This is a genomic window from Candidatus Rhodoblastus alkanivorans (assembly GCF_022760755.1).
In the GTDB taxonomy this organism is placed as follows: domain Bacteria; phylum Pseudomonadota; class Alphaproteobacteria; order Rhizobiales; family Beijerinckiaceae; genus Rhodoblastus; species Rhodoblastus alkanivorans.
In genome coordinates, this window is the sequence record NZ_JAIVFP010000001.1 from 3,653,239 (window position 1) to 3,670,771 (window position 17,533).

The 17,533-nt window shown below is 63.2% G+C and carries 23 protein-coding genes; 3 read left to right on the forward strand and 20 right to left on the reverse strand.

All coding sequences use genetic code 11. The annotated features are described in order from the left end of the window. The first annotated feature begins 16 nt into the window (after positions 1-16). From K2U94_RS16930 to gcvPB, 3 genes are read left to right on the forward strand one after another with little or no spacing between them, the layout of a single operon-like run. Positions 17-688 carry a DsbA family protein gene (locus K2U94_RS16930; protein ID WP_243068330.1) on the forward strand — a complete coding sequence of 224 codons (672 nt, stop codon included), beginning with the start codon at positions 17-19 and terminating at the stop codon, positions 686-688. A 10-nt stretch (positions 689-698) separates the two neighbouring features. Then, positions 699-2,045, forward strand: coding sequence for an aminomethyl-transferring glycine dehydrogenase subunit GcvPA (gene gcvPA, locus K2U94_RS16935; RefSeq protein WP_243068331.1), 1,347 nt, complete (start codon positions 699-701; stop codon positions 2,043-2,045). Further along, a complete protein-coding gene (gene gcvPB / locus K2U94_RS16940; RefSeq protein ID WP_243068332.1) occupies positions 2,042-3,592 on the forward strand; it encodes an aminomethyl-transferring glycine dehydrogenase subunit GcvPB in 1,551 nt (516 codons plus the stop codon). Before gcvPA ends, gcvPB begins: the two co-directional genes overlap by 4 nt. 69 nt (positions 3,593-3,661) lie before the next feature. Here the strand turns inward: gcvPB and K2U94_RS16945 are convergent, their stop codons facing one another. The 20 genes from K2U94_RS16945 to K2U94_RS17040 all read right to left on the reverse strand — a co-directional run bounded on the left by K2U94_RS16945 (position 3,662) and on the right by K2U94_RS17040 (position 17,396). Beyond that, a complete protein-coding gene (locus K2U94_RS16945; protein ID WP_243068333.1) occupies positions 3,662-3,877 on the reverse strand; it encodes a hypothetical protein in 216 nt (71 codons plus the stop codon). 117 nt (positions 3,878-3,994) lie between these two features. After that, positions 3,995-4,294, reverse strand: a complete 300-nt coding sequence (locus K2U94_RS16950) for a 2Fe-2S iron-sulfur cluster-binding protein (RefSeq protein WP_243068334.1) — start codon at positions 4,292-4,294, stop codon at positions 3,995-3,997. Between the two features lie 34 nt (positions 4,295-4,328). After that, positions 4,329-5,522 (reverse strand): DegT/DnrJ/EryC1/StrS family aminotransferase, encoded by a 1,194-nt coding sequence (locus K2U94_RS16955; RefSeq protein WP_243068335.1) that lies wholly within the window; start codon positions 5,520-5,522, stop codon positions 4,329-4,331. After that, positions 5,519-5,788, reverse strand: coding sequence for a DUF6129 family protein (locus tag K2U94_RS16960; protein ID WP_243068336.1), 270 nt, complete (start codon positions 5,786-5,788; stop codon positions 5,519-5,521). The genes K2U94_RS16955 and K2U94_RS16960 overlap by 4 nt, the downstream gene beginning before the upstream one ends. 25 nt (positions 5,789-5,813) lie before the next feature. Next, the gene (locus K2U94_RS16965; RefSeq protein ID WP_243068337.1) at positions 5,814-6,053 is read right to left on the reverse strand and encodes a nitrogen fixation protein NifZ; all 240 of its coding nucleotides are present in this window, start codon (positions 6,051-6,053) and stop codon (positions 5,814-5,816) included. Further along, complete coding sequence (locus tag K2U94_RS16970; protein WP_243068338.1) at positions 6,050-6,370, reverse strand: nitrogen fixation protein NifZ; 321 nt, start codon at positions 6,368-6,370, stop codon at positions 6,050-6,052. The genes K2U94_RS16965 and K2U94_RS16970 overlap by 4 nt, the downstream gene beginning before the upstream one ends. Beyond that, positions 6,367-7,140 carry a 4Fe4S-binding leucine-rich repeat protein gene (locus K2U94_RS16975; RefSeq protein ID WP_243068339.1) on the reverse strand — a complete coding sequence of 258 codons (774 nt, stop codon included), beginning with the start codon at positions 7,138-7,140 and terminating at the stop codon, positions 6,367-6,369. The genes K2U94_RS16970 and K2U94_RS16975 overlap by 4 nt, the downstream gene beginning before the upstream one ends. Continuing rightward, the gene (locus K2U94_RS16980; RefSeq protein WP_243068340.1) at positions 7,133-7,669 is read right to left on the reverse strand and encodes a tetratricopeptide repeat protein; all 537 of its coding nucleotides are present in this window, start codon (positions 7,667-7,669) and stop codon (positions 7,133-7,135) included. Before K2U94_RS16980 ends, K2U94_RS16975 begins: the two co-directional genes overlap by 8 nt. A 119-nt stretch (positions 7,670-7,788) precedes the next feature. After that, on the reverse strand, positions 7,789-8,106 hold the full coding sequence (locus tag K2U94_RS16985) for a HesB/IscA family protein (RefSeq protein WP_243068341.1): 318 nt from the start codon (positions 8,104-8,106) through the stop codon (positions 7,789-7,791). A gap of 10 nt (positions 8,107-8,116) precedes the next feature. Beyond that, the gene (locus K2U94_RS16990; protein ID WP_243068342.1) at positions 8,117-8,338 is read right to left on the reverse strand and encodes a 4Fe-4S binding protein; all 222 of its coding nucleotides are present in this window, start codon (positions 8,336-8,338) and stop codon (positions 8,117-8,119) included. Between the two features lie 134 nt (positions 8,339-8,472). Continuing rightward, positions 8,473-9,996: a nitrogenase cofactor biosynthesis protein NifB gene (nifB, locus tag K2U94_RS16995; RefSeq protein ID WP_425332556.1), complete on the reverse strand. Its 1,524-nt coding sequence runs from the start codon at positions 9,994-9,996 to the stop codon at positions 8,473-8,475. A 322-nt stretch (positions 9,997-10,318) separates the two neighbouring features. Next, positions 10,319-11,185: an SIR2 family NAD-dependent protein deacylase gene (locus K2U94_RS17000; protein ID WP_243068344.1), complete on the reverse strand. Its 867-nt coding sequence runs from the start codon at positions 11,183-11,185 to the stop codon at positions 10,319-10,321. Between the two features lie 2 nt (positions 11,186-11,187). Next, a complete protein-coding gene (nifT, locus tag K2U94_RS17005) occupies positions 11,188-11,403 on the reverse strand; it encodes a putative nitrogen fixation protein NifT (RefSeq protein ID WP_243068345.1) in 216 nt (71 codons plus the stop codon). Between the two features lie 102 nt (positions 11,404-11,505). After that, the gene (locus K2U94_RS17010; RefSeq protein WP_243068346.1) at positions 11,506-11,700 is read right to left on the reverse strand and encodes a 4Fe-4S dicluster domain-containing protein; all 195 of its coding nucleotides are present in this window, start codon (positions 11,698-11,700) and stop codon (positions 11,506-11,508) included. 218 nt (positions 11,701-11,918) lie between these two features. Then, positions 11,919-13,634, reverse strand: a complete 1,716-nt coding sequence (nifA, locus tag K2U94_RS17015) for a nif-specific transcriptional activator NifA (RefSeq protein ID WP_243068347.1) — start codon at positions 13,632-13,634, stop codon at positions 11,919-11,921. Between the two features lie 174 nt (positions 13,635-13,808). Continuing rightward, a complete protein-coding gene (nifW, locus tag K2U94_RS17020) occupies positions 13,809-14,150 on the reverse strand; it encodes a nitrogenase stabilizing/protective protein NifW (protein ID WP_243068348.1) in 342 nt (113 codons plus the stop codon). 3 nt (positions 14,151-14,153) lie between these two features. Then, positions 14,154-14,903 (reverse strand): serine O-acetyltransferase, encoded by a 750-nt coding sequence (cysE, locus tag K2U94_RS17025; RefSeq protein WP_243068349.1) that lies wholly within the window; start codon positions 14,901-14,903, stop codon positions 14,154-14,156. Between the two features lie 8 nt (positions 14,904-14,911). Next, positions 14,912-15,202, reverse strand: coding sequence for a NifU family protein (locus tag K2U94_RS17030; protein ID WP_243068904.1), 291 nt, complete (start codon positions 15,200-15,202; stop codon positions 14,912-14,914). A 29-nt stretch (positions 15,203-15,231) separates the two neighbouring features. Further along, entirely contained in the window at positions 15,232-15,552 is a 321-nt protein-coding gene (locus tag K2U94_RS17035) for a HesB/IscA family protein (protein WP_243068350.1), read from the reverse strand. Positions 15,553-15,698: 146 nt separating this feature from the next. Beyond that, the gene (locus K2U94_RS17040) at positions 15,699-17,396 is read right to left on the reverse strand and encodes an AAA family ATPase (RefSeq protein ID WP_243068351.1); all 1,698 of its coding nucleotides are present in this window, start codon (positions 17,394-17,396) and stop codon (positions 15,699-15,701) included. Between the last annotated feature and the right edge of the window lie 137 nt (positions 17,397-17,533).

Sequence of the window (17,533 nt, forward strand, 5' to 3'; positions counted from 1 at the left end):
CAGGCAGGCTCGCCCCATGTCACTCACCCGGTCCGGCGCGACGCGCCGTTTTCTCCTCGCTTTCGCCGCCGTCCTGTGCGTGGCCCCTTTCGCCGCTCATGCACAGGCCGCGAAGCCCGGCCCAGCGCATGACGCCGGCAAGGAGACCGTCGACGCGCTGATGGCCGCGCCGCCCCTGCCCGACGTCTGGCTCGGCAGCCCCGATGCGCCGGTCACCATCATCGAATATGCCTCGATGACCTGCGGCCATTGCGCGCGATTCGAGGACGAGGTCTTCCCGATCCTGAAAAAGAAATATATCGACACCGGCAAGGTGCGCTACACCATGCGCGAGTTCCCGCTCGATCCGCTCGCCGCCGCCGCCGCCATGCTGGCGCGCTGCTCGGGCGACAAGCGCCAGGCCATGATCGAGCTGTTGTTCACGCAGCAGAAGAACTGGGCTTACGTGGACAAGCCGCTGGAGGCTTTGCGCGACGTCGTCAAGCAGACCGGCATCGGGCCGAAGGAATTCGACGCCTGCCTGAACAACCAGTCCATGTTCGACAAGGTCAGCCAGGAACGGAACATCGCCGCGCAGAAATTCGGCATCGACGCCACCCCGACCTTCTTCATCAATGGCGACAAGAAGACCGGCGAAATTCCTCCCGACGCGCTCGACGGCGTGCTCGCCCCCTATCTCAAGAAGTGAAGCGGATCGGATGCGTTATCTGCCGCTCAGCCTCCAGGAACGCGACGACATGCTGCTGCGCATCGGCGCGGCGGCCATCGACGACCTCTATGCCGACGCGCCGCGCGACGCCCTGCTGAAAGGGCCGCTCGACCTGCCTTTGCGCAAGACGGAGCCGGAGGTCGAGCGCCGGCTGGCGGCGCTGGCCGCGAAAAATGTCGCCGCGGGCGCCGCTCCCTTCTTCGTCGGGGCCGGCGCCTATAAGCACCATGTGCCGGCGACGGTCGATCATCTGATCCAGCGCTCGGAATTCCTGACCGCCTATACGCCCTACCAGCCGGAAATTTCCCAGGGCACGCTGCAGGTCCTGTTCGAATTCCAGACCCAGGTCGCCAATCTCACCGGCATGGAGGTCGCCAACGCCTCGATGTATGACGGCTCGACCGCGACCGCCGAGGCGATTTTGATGGCGCATCGCGTGACGCGCCGCCGCAAGGCCCTGCTTTCGGGCGGGCTGCACCCGCATTATGCCGAAACCGCGCGCACCCTCTCGGACATGGCGGAGGACGAGATCGCGATCCTGCCGCCGGACCCGCGCGCTTCGGAAGATCTGATCGGCGCGCTTGACAGCGGCCTGTCCTGCGTCGTCGTCCAAAACCCCGACTTCTTCGGCAATCTGCGCGATCTTACGCCGCTGGCGGAGGCCTGCCGGGCCAAGGGCGTGCTGCTGGTCGTCGTGGTGACCGAAATCCTCTCGCTCGGCCTCGTCGAAGCGCCCGGGACCATGGGCGCCGACATCGTCGTCGGCGAGGGCCAGTCGATCGGCAACGGCCTCAATTTCGGCGGTCCCTATCTCGGCCTCTTCGCGACCAGGGAAAAATATCTGCGCCAGACGCCGGGCCGGCTGTGCGGCCAGACCGTGGACGCCGACGGGCGGCGCGGCTTCGTCCTGACGCTCTCGACCCGCGAGCAGCATATCCGCCGCGAGAAGGCGACCTCGAACATCTGCACCAATTCCGGCCTGTGCGCCCTCGCCTTCTCGATCCATATGGCCATGCTCGGCGAAACGGGATTGAAGCAGCTGGCGCTGATCAACCACGCCAACGCCGTGTCCTTGGCGGAGGCGCTGGAGAAGACCTCCGGCGTCGAAGTGCTGAACCGCAGCTTCTTCAACGAATTCACATTGCGGGTGAAAGGCTCGGCGGCGCAAGTTGTCGAAGGCATGGCGGAGCGCGGCGTGCTCGCCGGCGTCCCGGTCTCGCGTCTGCTGCCCAAGGCCGGCCTCGACGATCTGCTGCTCGTCGCTTCGAGCGAAGTCAACACCGACGAGGATCGCGCCGCCTTTGTCACGGCGCTCACGGAGGAGCTGCGCGCATGAACAGCGAAGGCCGCCCCACCCAGCCGCAGATCGCGACGCCCCTCGCGCCGCAAACCTTTACCGGCGCGCGGGCGCTGCAGATTCACGAAGCCCTCATTTTCGACACCGGCCGCCTCGATTTCACCGGCGTCGATCTGGATCCGCCAAAGCCCTTCACGCCGCGCCTCGGCGGGCTGGAGCGCAAGAGCGAGATCGGCCTTCCCGGCCTGTCCGAGCCGGAAACGATGCGCCATTATGTCCGGCTGTCGCAGAAGAATTACGCCATCGACATGGGGCCCTATCCGCTCGGCTCCTGCACGATGAAGCACAATCCGCGCCTCAACGAGAAAATGGCTCGCCTGCCCGGCTTTGCCGACATCCATCCGCTGCAGCCGGTCTCCACCGTCCAGGGCGCGCTGGCGCTGATGGAGGAACTGGCCGACTGGCTGCTGAAGCTGACCAATATGGACGCCGTGGCGCTGACGCCGAAGGCCGGGGCGCATGGCGAAATGTGCGGCATGATGGCGATCAAGGCCGCGATTTCCGCGCGCGGGGAGGCGGAGACGCGCAAGGTCGTGCTGGCGCCCGAATCCGCCCATGGCACCAACCCCGCGACCGCCGCCGCGCTCGGCTTTTCCGTGCGCGCCGTACCCGCCGGGGCGGACGGGCTCGTCCATCCCGAAGCTGTCGCCGCCGCGCTCGGACCGGACGTCGCGGCGATCATGCTCACCAACCCCAACACCTGCGGGCTGTTCGAGCGCGACATCGTCGAGATCGCCCGTCTCGTCCACGAGGCCGGGGCCTATTTTTACTGCGACGGCGCCAATTTCAACGCCATCGTCGGCAAGGTGCGGCCCGGCGACCTCGGCGTGGACGCAATGCATATCAATCTGCACAAGACCTTTTCGACGCCGCATGGCGGCGGCGGGCCCGGCGCCGGCCCGGTAGTGCTGTCGAGCCGGCTCGCGCCTTTCGCTCCCGTTCCCTTCCTCAAGCGCGAAGGCGACAGGCTGACGCTCGTCGAAGAGACGGAGGGAACCCAATCTTTCGGTCGCATGGCCGCCTTCCACGGCCAGATGGGCATGTTCGTGCGCGCGCTGGCCTATATGCTGTCCCACGGCGCCGACGGCCTCGCCAAGGCCTCGGAGGACGCGGTGCTCGCCGCCAATTATGTCCGGGTCTGCCTGAACGACCTGTTCTCATCGCCCTTCGGCGACCGCATCTGCATGCACGAGGTCCTGTTCGACGACCGCTGGCTCAAGGACACCGGAATCACCACGCTCGATTTCGCCAAGGCGATGATCGACGAGGGCATCCATCCGATGACGGTCTATTTCCCGCTCGTGGTCCATGGCGCCATGCTGATCGAGCCGACTGAATCGGAATCGATCGTCTCCCTGACGCTCTTCATCGCCACCTTGCGCGATCTAGCCATCCGGGCGCTGCGTGGCGAGACCGAGCGCTTCCTCGGCGCCCCTTATTACGCCCCGCGCAAGAGGCTCGACGAGACGGCCGCCGCGCGCAAGCCGGTCCTGCGCTGGACCCCGCCCGAACCGATCGAGGATTGACCCTCGACCGCAAAGCAAACCCGCCGGGGCGGCGCCTCCGGCGGGTTCTTTTGTTGCGTTCGGCCGAAATCAGGCGGCGGCGGCGGTCTGATGCTTTTCCAGGTCCGTCGCCGGCACGCGGAAGATCAACCGGCCGCCGGAAAGCGGCTGGGCGCTCTCGCCGACATTTTCATACAGATATTTGAACCAGGCCTGCGGCGTGAGGCTCGCAGGGCGTTCCCCGATTTCCATGCAGGTGCCATCGGGGGCGTAACGCGCGTGAATCACGATTTCGGAAGGCGCCATCTCTCACACTCCTTTTCCCTGAGACAATCCCGCCGGACGGGCCGCGCCCGACGGTTCGCGCGCGCATATTTGCGTCGCGCTTTTTCGTCGCCCCGGCCCTCTCGCCGGCGCGATGCTTCAGACGAAGCTCAGAATTTCGACCTTGATGTTTTCCGTGCCGAGCACCTTCACCTGGCAGGCGAGACGCGACTTGGAGCCGACGCCGACGATCGCGTCGAGCTTTTCGTTTTCCTCGCGGGTGGTCTTGGTCACTCCTTTGCGGCCTTCGAGTACGAAGATGTGGCAGGAGCCGCATTGGGCGTTGCCGTCGCATTTATGCGGAAAGTCGGGATCGGCCTGAAGGATTGCCGCCAGCAGGGTCGTTCCCTCACCAACTTCAACTGACTTTCCCGAAGGCGCCAAGGTAACCAAAGACATCGTATTTCCCTCTCATTTTCAGGTGACGCGAGCGTCAATAAATCGCCGCGCCGGCTCCCACATTGATCGACGCGTCCTTCATGGTCGCGACGATGAATTCGATCTGCCCTTCGGTAAGATGGCAGTGGTAAGGCAAGGCCACCGCACGGTCCGCGACCTTTTCGGTGACGAAGAGATCCCCGCGCCGCCAGCCCCGATCGACGTAGAACCGCTGGAGATGCAATGGATTGCAATAGCCCGTCGCCTCGACGTGCTCGGTCGCGAGATCGTCCACTATGGCGTCGCGGCTTGACTTGGAGAAGCGCGTGCCGAGATGGACGACATAGAGGAACCAATGAACCTCGGTCACGTCCGGCGCGACATAGGGCGGCTTGATCCCCTCGAACGACTGAACATATTTGTTGTAGAGATGCTCGATCGTCAGCCGCTTTTCGAGGATCTCCTCCAGCCGCCGCAATTGCGCGAGGCCGAGCGCCGCGGTGATGTCGCTCATCTGCAATTGCAGCGCCGGCGCGGTCGTCACCGCGACCGATCCGCGCTCTTCCGGGGCATGGGCGCGGCGGCGCTTGATCGCCATGGCGAGGTCCGGATCGTCGGTGACGATCATGCCGCCCTCGCCGCAGGTCAGCGGCATGGGCTGGGCGAAATCGAAAACCGAAGCGTCGCCGAATGTCCCGACCAATTGGTCCTTGTATTTCGAGCCGATCGCCTCGCTCGAATCCTCGATCAGCATCAGCCCGGCCTTGTCGGCGAGTTCGCGCAGGCTCGACCAATCCGCCGGATGGCCGTTGGGATTGGCGGCGAGAATCGCCCGCGTTTTCGGCGTAATCTTCGCTTCCGCCTTTGGCGCGACCATCGCGCCGGACCAGTAATCGATATCGGCGAAGACCGGCGTGGCGCCGATGGCGGCGATGGCCTGCGCCGTCTCGCGAAAGGAAAAGCTCGGCGCGATCACCTCGTCGCCGGGCCCAATTCCCTTGGCCATCAGAATGAGAAAGAGCCCGATCGTTCCGCTCGGAACCGCGATCGCGTAACGCCGGCCGAGATAAGCCGCGAACGCCGCCTCGAATTCGGCGACCGTTGCGCCGTTGGAAACGCGCGACGTGCGCAGGACGGAATCGACCGCCTGCAACTCATCCATCGTCATGTCCGGGTCGGACAGAGGAATGCGGACCGACTCGACGTCCTCGTCCTCGATCTCGTCGGGCTCGTAAGCCGGCTCTGTCATCTTGTGACGCTCCGCGTCGCGAGAATGGCGCCGCTGGCGGCCGCCGGATCGGCGACGACCGCCACGCAATGATTGCTCGCGTCCATCAGATGAAGGTCATAGGCGGGAAAGGAGCGATAGGGCTCCTCGAGCACGTCGGAGGCGTCGCAGCGCGACCATTTGAGATGCGGGAATTTCAGCCGCAGCGCGGCGAGAACCGAACCGTCGGCTTCCGCGCCAGTCAGCAGCGTTTCGATTTCCTGCAATTCTTCCGCCTGGATCGCCATGTTTCGCCCTCTGCCTCATCACGCGTCACGCCAGCTCGATTTCTTCCTCGACGCAGCCGATCACATATTTCTCTTCAAATTCAACAATATATACGGGCGTGTTGGAATCGACATGCGAGCCGACCTGGACGATCTCGCCGACGGCGCCGGCGGCCGCCAGAAGAGCGTCCTCGGGCGCGTTGGGATAGGAGCCGTCGTTCACTAGATCGATCAGGCAGCGCACGCGCTGGCCCCATTGATATTTCGGCACACGCGGGTCGATCATGCGGGCAACTCCGCTGGCAAGGGGATATCGCCGATTTCGTCGCGCGGAACGGCCAGCTCCAGTTCCTTGCGCTTCATGCCGACGCGATGGCCGGTGTCCGTGAATTCGACGCCATAGATATAGAATTGCTGCAGGAACGTGCCGATGCTGACGACGTAGCCGACCTCGCCTTTGCGGCAAAGAATCTCGCCGATTTCCTTGCCCGCATAAGTGCCGTCGTTGCGGACCGTGCGCTTGGCCAGAACCTTGTCGCCGAAGGTGAAATAGGCTGGCTTATCCAGCTCGACCACTTCGCTGTCGCGAACGATATTGCTCATAATGGCCCCTCCTTCCTTCGCCTCTCGCCACCCGACGCCCGCGCGCAGGCGGTCTCACGCACCAATTCGTCCTCGTCCGCGATCAGCGATCCGATCTCCTCCGGCGCGATCCGGCTCGCCACTTCGTGCCGGATGCGCCAGTCGGAATCGCCGCGCATCTCGCCGAGCTTCTCGGCCGGAAGCCGCTGGACGATTTCCAACCGCACCCGCGGCTCCGGATCGCCAGCCATGCGCATCAGCCAGTCCGGCGGGATGCGTTGGGCGACCACGCGCCGGACTTCCGCCTCCTCGTCATGCAGCATCCATTCCAGAAGCTCCGGCGCCAGTCGCCGCGCCACCGAAAGGCGGACGTAATAATCGCGGTCCTGCAACATCGGGACCAGATCGGAATCGTCGAGCAAAGTGACGATGCGGATTCGCACTTCGCGATGCGGATCGTCGCGCAATTTCAAAATGTGCTTTTTCGGCAACCGGCGCGCGGCGTTCCAACGCACCGTTTCTTCGGGATCGTCGAGCAAAGGCGGCAGCAGGAAAACCGCGGCGTGCTTGGCCGCGATCGCGCGCACCTCGAAATGGGGATGGCTCACATATTGATTGGCGAGACCGGGATTCCAGTTGAAGAAACGGTCGATGCGCCGCGCGTAACGGTCGTTCACGCAGGCGTGCGAAAGCCGACATTTGCCGCTCGCCAGCATGTCGCAATGCGCACAGGACGCACAATCGACCTCACTGCCCTGCCAGTCGATGGTCTCTTCGATGTCGTCATTCATCGTCAGCCTCCTGACGCGCGACGATATCCAGAAGCAGACCGGCGTTGATCTTGTCGCCGGCGTCCAGCTCAAGACATTTTTCGGCGGCCGCGCAGCCCTCCGCCAGGTCGCCGAGCCGCAGGTTCAAATAGGCGTAGCCCTTGAGACAGAACATGAAAAAGCGGGCGATGACGTCGTCGTAATCGCCGAAGCGCGCGTCGCTCGCGCGCACCGCGCGCCAATCGGTCGCGAAATTTTTCTCCCGCGCCGCCTTGGCCATGCAAATGTTGGAAATGGCCAGCGCCTCGTTCAGGCGCCCCTTGTAGAAATAATAGCGATAGAAGCCGATCAAGACAGCGAAATGATCGGGCGCGATTTTTTGCGCTTCGCTCAGATGATATTCGGCGAGTCCGTCGGCGGAATAATTCAGCCCGGCTTCAACGAGATGCTGGTCCGCCAGCGGCGGCAGACCGCCGCCGAACAGGGGATGTGAAAGCAGGGCGTCATCGAAGGACGAAGACTCCCTGCTCAGTTGTTGCGCCGCAGCCATTGGTTCAACCGAGTCGCGTTAGAGCATTTTCCGTTCGTTCCGAATCGGAAGAATGCTCTAGTTCATTGTTTTGACGCATATTCTTATCCAAAAAGTCTGCAACTTTTTGGGAATATGCTCTAGCCCGCATTGCTGCCGCAGGTCGCCGGGGCCTTGGGGTCGTAAAACACCAGGCCGGTGCTGGTCGGAGTCTCGGCGAAGTCGATCGTGACGCCTTGCAGCAGCAGGCGGCTTTCCGCCGGCAGGAAGAGCTTCAGGCCGGAATGCGCGACCACCGCGTCGCCGGGCTCGGGCTCGGGCTTCACGGAAATATCCGCTGCGAGTCCCGAACATCCGCCAGGACTGACAGAGAGCCGGAAGCCAGCTCCCTGACCACCATCCGCCATCACCATCATCCGCATGAATTTCGCGGCCTTGGGGGTAATTTCGAAATTCATGCCGTCGTCCTCACGGAGCCTGATAACGGGGATAATTCTTGTCGACGACGCAGGTTTCATCGACCGGACAAACCGCGACACATTGCGGCGTGTCGAAATGGCCGATGCATTCGGTGCATTTCGCCGGATCGATGATGAAGGTTCCACCCTTCTCCGAAATGGCCTCGTTCGGACATTCCGCCTCGCAGGCCGAGCAACTCGTGCATTGCGACGAGACGATTCTATACGCCATGGTTCATTCCTCGTTGTTCGGAAATCATATCGGGCCCCCACGCCTCTGGCGGGAACGCCTTTCTCCGCGCTTGCGCTGGATTCGGCGCGATGGCGCGCCCGCGGATCGCCGCACGATCCGCGGGCGCCGCATCATCACTCGGCGGCGGCGGCGGTCGCGATCAGCGCGCCCTGACGGATCACGGCGTCGCCGCGCTCCTCATGGACGATTTCGCCGCTCTTGACCTTTTCCAGATAGGCCTTGAACCAGGCGATCGCCGATTTCTCGATGAACTCGTGGGCATATTCGTCCACGGCCTCGATGCCGGCCTTGGCGAGATCGCCCTTCGGGCAGCCGCCGATCTTGGCGACAAACACCGCATGGCAATCGTTGATCGCGCGGATCACGGTTTCGAGCGAGTCCTCGTCGCCGAAACCGCCCTGGCAATAGAGGTCGACGCGGCGATGCCCGACGAATTTCGCGCCCGAGGTCGAGAGTTCGTAGATCTGGAACTCCTTGGCGTGGCCGAAATGCTCGTTGATGAGGCCCGAGCCCTTGGTCGCGACGGCGGTCAGGATCTTGATGTCGCTGGCGACGCCGGCGAGCGTCTCAAGCTCTTCCTTCTTGGCCTCGACCTTGGCGACGCGCTCCAGTTCGACCGCAGCCTGATAGGCCTTGCGGCTTTCGAGATCGTAATTGACCTCCATCGCCATGATCTTGTCGGTGGTGAATTCCTCCGACCGATCCTCGCCCAGCAGACCCACGGCGTCGGCGCGACACTGGCGGCAATGCCGCATCATGTTCATTTCGCCTTCGCAGGAGTCCTGCAGCGCCTTCAGTTCCTGGGCGGACGGGCCGCGTTGACCAGTGAGGCCGAACACCGTGCCATGCTCAGGCGCCGAGATCAGCGGCATGATGTTGTGCAGGAAGGCGCCGCGGGATTTGACCGCCTTGTTGACCTCGACAAGATGCTTGTCGTTGACGCCGGGGATCATCACCGAATTGACCTTGCACAGAATGCCGCGCTCGGTCAGCATTTCGAGCCCTTGCATCTGGCGCTCGGTGAGTATGCGGGCCGCCTCGATGCCCTCGACCCGCTTGTGTTTCCAGAAGATCCACGGATAGATCTTCGCGCCGACTTCCGGATCGACCATGTTGATGGTGATCGTGACGTGATCGACGTTATATTTCGCGATGGTGTCGACGTGATCGGGCAGCGCCAGACCATTGGTCGAGAGGCACAGCTTGATGTCCGGCGCCGTCTTCGAGATCAGCTCGAAGGTCTTGAAGGTCTTGGCCGGATTGGCGAGCGGGTCGCCCGGGCCGGCGATGCCGAGCACCGTCATCTGCGGAATGGTCGAGGCGACCGCCAGGACCTTCTTCGCGGCCTGTTCCGGCGACAGCTTCTCGGAAACGACGCCCGGACGCGATTCATTGGCGCAATCGTATTTGCGGTTGCAATAGTTGCACTGGATGTTGCAGGCCGGCGCGACCGCGACATGCATGCGCGCGTAATGGTGATGCGCTTCTTCGCTGTAGCAGGGATGGTTCTTGACCTTGTCCCAGATTTCCGGAGGCAGGTCGTTCTCGCCCGCGCCCGAGCCGCAGCTCGCCTTGCCGCTGCCGCCCGAAGTGCCGCAGCCCTTGTGCTCGGCAACCTGCTGCATGACAGCGTCCATATCGACGTCAGTCGCGGACGCGCCCGTTTCAAGATGTCCCGTGGAATCCATGTCCGACCCTCTCTCAACTTCCAGCTCAAGCCATTAAAGCTTTGCCCTGCCCTGAAATTAGCAACGCATGTGCCAGAACCGGCTCCTGTCAATTATCACCATTTATTCAATAACTTATGCACATCCAACGTGGCCACATGTCGGTTTGCGCACAGCGTTTTCGGGGACTTTTCTACCTGTTGCAAAGCCGACAAGGTATTTTTCCGAGCGGCGGGAAAAGCGAAGGGAGCCGCAAGCGGCTCCCTTCGCGTGACGCGGATTGCGCGCGAATTCACGCCGTGACGAGAAGATCGCAGACGCGGGCCAGAGGCAGCGCGATCGGCACGATGCCTTCCGAAGCGAAGAAGCGGCGCTCGTTCGCCGTCATCTGGTCGCGATCGACCACGGCGTAATGCGGCGCCGCGGAACGTTTGCTGATCTGGCGCGCGTAGGTGCGCAGCATCTGGTCGTGGAACCGACAGCCCAGGAACAGGAAACTGCGCTCGGCGCGGCGGTTCTTGACCACGTCCGGGATGGGGGTCTGAATGTCGATTTCGGTGAGAACCTCGACATAATCGGCGTCGGAGATCAAAAAATTCTTTGCCGGCTGAACGCCGCCATGCGGCTTGTAGAGGATTGTCTTCCAGCCCTCGGCGTCGTCGCGGCTCGCCTCGTTTTCCTTGGCGTCATAGAAGCGATACCAGCGATCCTCGCCGACGCCGGCGCGGGTATTGCCCTGGATTTCGCCCCAGTCGTCTCGCGTTTCCAACGCCGCGCGGAAAGCGCCATCATACCATGTATCCACGATCAGCGGCAGCGGCAGCGAAGCGAGAAAAGCATGCAAGGGAGTCGGCGCGACCGGCGCGGAAAAAGCCTCCGCCATGAGCGCGGTCACGGTCGAGCGATGCTTGAAACTTTCGATATGCTGGCCGGCGGCCCAGGCGTTGCCCTTGGCGCGGCGCGGCAGCGCCACCTTGGTTCCGAAGAAGGCGGCGAGATCCTCCGGCGTCAGCGGGACGGAAGGCGTCGACAAAGCCGCAAGGCCCGGTCCGACATAGGGAATGATTTCGCCGGCGCGCAGGCGGCCCGAAAGGGTCGCGACGAGCTTTTCCGCTTCCTGCGGCGGCATCAGGTCCTGATCGAGGATCGCCGCGTTCATGTTCAATCCTCCTCGCCGCGCTTCTTGGCGTTGACGGTGATCGGCAGGCGGGTGTCCGCCGCCATTTCGGGAAGTTCGAGCACCCAGCCGTTGGCGATTTTGATCCAGCCGCCCCAGAGGGTCTCGAACTCCGACTCGACGATCGGCTCTTCGAGGTCCTTCTTCGGAACATAGATCGAGAGCCCGGTATCCTCGGAGCGTCGGATCATGACCTTCATAATGTCTTCCTTTGGCGGCGACGGTTTCTCAAACAACGCGCCGGCGAGAAAGCCGGCGCGATTTGCCGGAGCCGGACCAAACGGCCCGGCGTCCGAGCGCAATCAGGCTTTCACGCAGGTCCCGGGAACCGGGCAGACCTCGTCGCACTTCGCATGGTCGAAATGACCTTCGCATTCGGTGCATTTCTTGGGGTCGATCACGAAAGTGTCGCCCTTCATCGAGATCGCGGCGTTGGGGCATTCGAATTCGCAAAGGCTGCAGCCCGTGCACTGCGAAGCGATGATCTTGTAGCTCATCGAAAACTCTCCTCAATCCTGGCGCGTTCGCAACCGGCGTCGGGAGCCCTGGGGACGAACCGGCTCGCGGACGAACGTCGCATCCAGTCGAGCAAGGCGCGTGCCAGCCTATAATCGAGGGTTTTCGGGCCGCGCCGCGACGCTTTGGAGGTTTCGCAACGTCCGCGTTGGCAATGCGACAAGGGGCCGGGCGCCCGGCCGCCAAATCGCACGACGCTTCAGAATTTCTTGATCGGGATGTTGTGTTTGGCGAGCGCGTAAGCGATCTGGCGCGGCGTCAGATTGAGGAGGCGCGCCGCCTTCGCCTGCACCCAGCCGGCCTTTTCCATTGCATCGATCAGACTGTCGCGATCCGGCGTTTTCGAAAGCGCGGCGCGCGCGCTCGCGCGTGACCGCAAGGCGTCGGCGCGCGAGGCCGCCGCAATCGCCGCGCGCCGCGCCACGCCCTCATCGAACGGGGCGGAATCGACCGCGGCCGGCGGCGCATGGCGCTCCCCGAACGCGTCCTGGGGCTTGGGCGCGGAAAAATCCTTCCAAAGGGTCGAGGACAGGCAGGCGCCGACGGTGCAGGCGAAATCGCCCTCGACCAGGGCGTCGCCATGCGACAAGGTCGCTGTGCGGCGCACACAGTTTTCCAGCTCGCGGACGTTGCCGGGGAAGTTGCAACCCTGCAGCAACTGCACCGCCGCCGGGGTCAGGCGCTTGCGGGCGCCGTTTTCCTCGTTGAACCGGCGGAGGAATTCCTGCGCCAGCAGCGACACGTCCTCGGGCCGCTCACGCAAGGCCGGCAGCAGAATTGGCACGACATTGATGCGATAATAAAGATCGGCGCGGAAATCGCCGCGCTCGACGGCCGCCTCGAGATTCTTGTTGGTCGCGAAGACGAAACGGACATCGACCTTGACCGTCCGCGTTCCCCCGACCCGCTCGAATTCGCCCTCCTGCAGCACGCGCAGCAATTTGGCCTGGAAGGCGGGCGAGATTTCGCCGATCTCGTCAAGAAAAAGCGTGCCCTTGTCGGCCAGTTCGAACCGGCCCTTGCGCTGGCCGACAGCGCCGGTGAACGAACCTTTCTCATGTCCGAACAACTCGGATTCCAGCATGGATTCGGGCAGCGCCGCGCAGTTCAAACGGATGAAGGGGCCATCCTTGCGCGGCGAGAGGTCGTGGGCGGCGCGGGCGAACAATTCCTTGCCCGTGCCGGATTCCCCGCGCAGCAGAATGGTCGTATGGGTGCGCGCCACGACATTGATCTGGTCGAACACCGCGCGGATGGCCCGGCTCGCGCCGACAATGCCGATCAAGGCCTGCTCGCCGCTTATTTCCGCGTGGCGCGGCGATTCCTTTTCGAGCCGGCGCTGGTCCTCCATCAGCCGCTCGCGATCGCGCGTGACGACATCATAGAGATGCAGGGTCTGACCGATCATATTGGCGATCATGCCGAGGAAGCGCGCGTCGTCGTCGGTCGCCACGCGATAGCTTGCCGTCGAAGGGCGGTCGATCGCGAGGAGCCCGATGACCTCGCCGCGATCGAAGATCGGGGCCGCGATCACCGCCTGGCGCGCGCCTGAAGGACCGGCCGGCCAGGCTGCGAAATCGGCGTCGCCGTCGACGTTTTCCACAATCACCGGCGCCCGCGTGGTGACGACGCGGCCGATGGCGCGCTCCGGCAGGCGGGCGCCGCCCGGCCGCGCCGAGAATCCGCCCAGGCCGACCACCGGCCTGACCTCGCCGAAAGAGTCGATCAAGGCGATGACCCCACGGCGCAGATCGACGAAACTTGCGAGCAGGTCGAGAACCTGCGCCAGCACCTCGTCAAGCCGCCCAGGCGCCCCCAAAACTTTGGAAATCTCGTAAATGCCGCGCAAGGCGACATCCGCCCGGCACGACAGAGCGGGCATGGGGGGAAGAATCGTCGCGTCCGCCCTAGCCATTGCGGCGACGCTCCGGATCGCCCCGGCCTCCGTCACGCAGGCCGGTCCTGGACGCCGCTCCATGAGCGCCGCTCATTCCATTCCGCATCGAACAAAGGACGGAAGTCATCTTCTCCTCCAAGACCCGTTGTCGGGGCCGGCGGATATCGCCCTGTCGCGTCGCCGACCGGATCGTCAGATCACCTTGAGGGAATCCAACGGCACGAAATTGCCAGCCGGTTCCAGCTTCGGCTCGATAGCCTCCTTGTGCACCTTGAACAGGCGCTCCTGAATCGGCGTCGAAGCAATGAAGTCCTGATAGGCCTGTTCGAGATGCGCGCGGCACTGAGCCTTGATCTCGTCGTCGCCGAGACCGTCGAAAGCCCCATCGACCTCGCTGCCCTTGAGATATTGGCCCATGCGCCGCAGAATGTGCAGACGCGAAACATGGACGACGGTGGGCTCGAACGGCACGTCGAGATAGTTGAAGAAGTCTTCGGCCGAAGACAGTCTGCCCAGATCCTGCAATACGCTCATAATCTATCCCTCCACTCGCTCGTCGCTTCGGGCGCCCGTCTTTTTCAGACGGCGCTGCGTGTGATTGAGCCGCGCCTCCAGAAAATCGACGCGGTCGAGCAGGAGCGACAAGATTTCGCCGACCGGATCGGCGATGAGATGATGGTCGAGATTGACCCGGGCGCCGGCGGCGTTCCGCGGCAACGCGGCCTTCACCACCTTCGCCGGGATTCCGACCGCCGTCACGCCGGGCGGCACTTCCTCGACCACCACCGAATTGGCGCCGATCCGCGCGCCGGCGCCGACTTTGATCGGCCCCAGAATTTTCGCGCCCGCCCCGATCAGCACGCCATCCTCGATCGTAGGATGGCGCTTGCCCTGCGACCAACTCACGCCGCCCAGCGTCACGCCATGATACATTGTCACATTGTCGCCGATCTCGGCGGTTTCGCCGATCACCACACCGGCGCCATGGTCGATGAAGAATCCGTGGCCAATGGTTGCGCCGGGATGAATATCGACATTGGTCACGACCCGCGCGAACCAGGAAATGAACCGCGCGGGGAATTTGAAGTCCGACCGCCACAGGCGATGGGCAAGGCGGTGCCAGATGATGGCGTGAACACCCGGATAGGTGAGCGCCACTTCAAGGGTGTTGCGGGCGGCCGGATCGCGCGCCTTGACGCAGCCGAGATCCTCGCGCCACATTTTCCACAGGCTGGCGGAAGATCCCACTTCAGCGCCTCTATCAAGTGATGTGGCGGCCAAGGACATGATCGCGCTCAATGACCCGGGCGGAAGCCCATCGGAACGGGCACGACACGGACGAACTCACCAAGCGCCTCGACCACTTTCGCCTGAATCCCTTCGAGCGTCGCGCTGGCCAGCTTGCAGAACACGCAGGCGCCGGTCAGCCTGACATTGACCTTATTGCCTTCGACGGAGATCAGCTCGCAGTCGCCGCCATCGCGCTTCAAGGCGGGACGAACTTCCTCGATCGCCTCGCGGATCAACCGGATGCGTTCGCTCTCGGGCGCCGTGGAGGACTTGGCCACAGAAACATCGGTCTGCATCGTCATCTACCCTCTCCTTGCGGCAAAGATCAGCCAAAACTCTTGCCGCAGGAGCAAGAATGCGTGGCGTTGGGATTTTCGAATGTGAAGCCGGCGCCCTCGATGGCGACGACGAAGTCGATGGTGACGCCGGCAAGAAGCTCGCGGCTGGCGCTCTCGACGAAAACCTTGACGCCGTCGCGCTCGACGACCTCGTCATTCTCTTCCGGAGTCTTCACCAGACCCATCATATATTTGTTGCCCGCACAGCCGCCCGTCTCGACTTTGAGACGCAAGCCCTGGACAGGCTCCGACGCCCCCTTGATGGCGTTGCGGACAGCGTTGATGGCGCTGTCGGTGAGTTGGATCATTGCTGGTCCTCCAGAATGCAAGACGTTTCGCTCAAAGGATTAGCAAGACCCGCGCCAATGGCCTGACGCCGCTTTCGATCTTGTTTTTATTCGAACTCCTAATGGCGGCGGCGCGCCATTGTCGGCAAGCCGACAATGGCGCATGGTCATGATGCAGCCGCTTGGTCGAGGCCGCGAAAGATCGCGCAACGCTTGAACACGCCGAGGTCCGGCGGCGTGTCGCGATGGCGACAATATTTCGAAACGAGCTTGGCCAGCCCCTTGATGTCGCGTCCGCTGGTCTGCGGGTAGAACTCGACCAGCGTCGAGATCAGCTTTTCGTCGAGGCTCAAGGCGAATTGCTCCGACATCACCTTCCAGATGCGCGTACGCGCCTCGGCGTCCGGGGAATGAAAGCGGATCAGGGCGATGCAGCGCGACACGATCGCCTCGTCGATGTCGTCGATCCGGTTTGTGGTGAGGAAGAGCAGGCCGTTGAAATATTCCAGCACGCGCAGGAACACGCCGACGACCGCATTCATGGTCATGTCGTCCTGGCGACGCTTGATATAGACGTCGGCCTCGTCGATCAGCATCACCGCGCCCCAGCGCTGGGCGCGCAGCAGAGCCTCTTTCAGCGAGGTCTCCATCGCCGCGACATTGAGGCCGAGTTGGCCGGAATGAACGCGATAGAGCGGGCGCTTGACGATCTCGGAATAGACTTCGGCCGTCAAAGTCTTGCCGACCCCCGGCGGGCCGGCGCAGAGCACGGTCGTGCCGCCGGACTTGCCGGCGACGATATCGTCCATCAGCACATCCATCTCAGCGGTGAGAATGTCGATCAGATCGGTCTGCTCCTCGGGCAGAACCAGCTTCTGCTTGAGGTCCGGCTGATAAACATAGGGTTCGATGTCCTCGACATGAGCCCAGACGTAATGATGGAGGTCGAGATGGAACATCAGGATGAAGGGATGGACCGGGATCTGACGGAACAGATCCTTGCCGATATTGGCCCGGGCCGCCGCGACCTCGTCCTCCTCCGCGTAGAGATTGCTCTTGGCCGCCTTGCGCAGATAATTGCCGAAAATGTCGCCGGTAAGTTCGAGCGTGAGCGCACGATTGGCCAGCAGACTCTCGTCATTGACGAGCCGCGCCGGATTGCCGCCTGACGACAGAATGACCGTGTCCTTGCGCGTCCAATCATTGCTGCGATGGGAGGACGAGGGGTCCTCGGCGAAAAAGCCGAGCCCGCTGCCGGCGAATTGCGCGCCATAATGCGCGCGCCATTCGAAATAATTCTCGGCGTTGGCGTCATAGGCCGCGATCAGTTCCGGCGTCTCGCGCAGAAAGCCTTTTCCCGCGAAAATTTCCGCCACCGTCCTGCCCGCGATATCGCCGGCCATGATGCGAACCTGGACGGTCGTCAGCTCGCCTTTGGAATTGGCCTTGAGCTCGACGAAGATGCGCCCCGTCTCGTCGTTGGACGGCGGGGTGTAATCGATGCGCGCGACGACATAGGGCAACGGCCGCCCGCCGACATTCATGGCGAACAGCCAGCCGCGCTGGGCGCCGTCGATGAGGAAGCTCGCGATGGCCGGAACCACCGATTCGAGATCGTCGGCGGCGAAACGCGCTCCGCTTCCCTCGAAAGCGTCGCGCAAGGTCGCAAGCTGCGCGCGCGCGCTCTGCATCGGCGGGCCAGCCTCGCCATAGAGGTCATGCAGGCGATCGACCTGCGCGCCGGACAGCTGCTGGAAAGGAATCTCGACCTTGTCGCCGAACAGCAATTGCGCCTTGAGGGATTCGAGCTCGGGAAAATCCGCAGCCAGAGCCTCGACATAAGGGCGCGCGATGTGAAGCTTCATGCCCTTGTCGCCTTCCGTTTACTTGGAGCCAATGGATTGCGACAAGCAGGGTTCAGGCCAGACAATTTGTGGCGCAAAAAGCGGCAGATCATTTGCATGACGGGTTGGCGCGCGGAGACGCGAACAGTTTTTTCAAG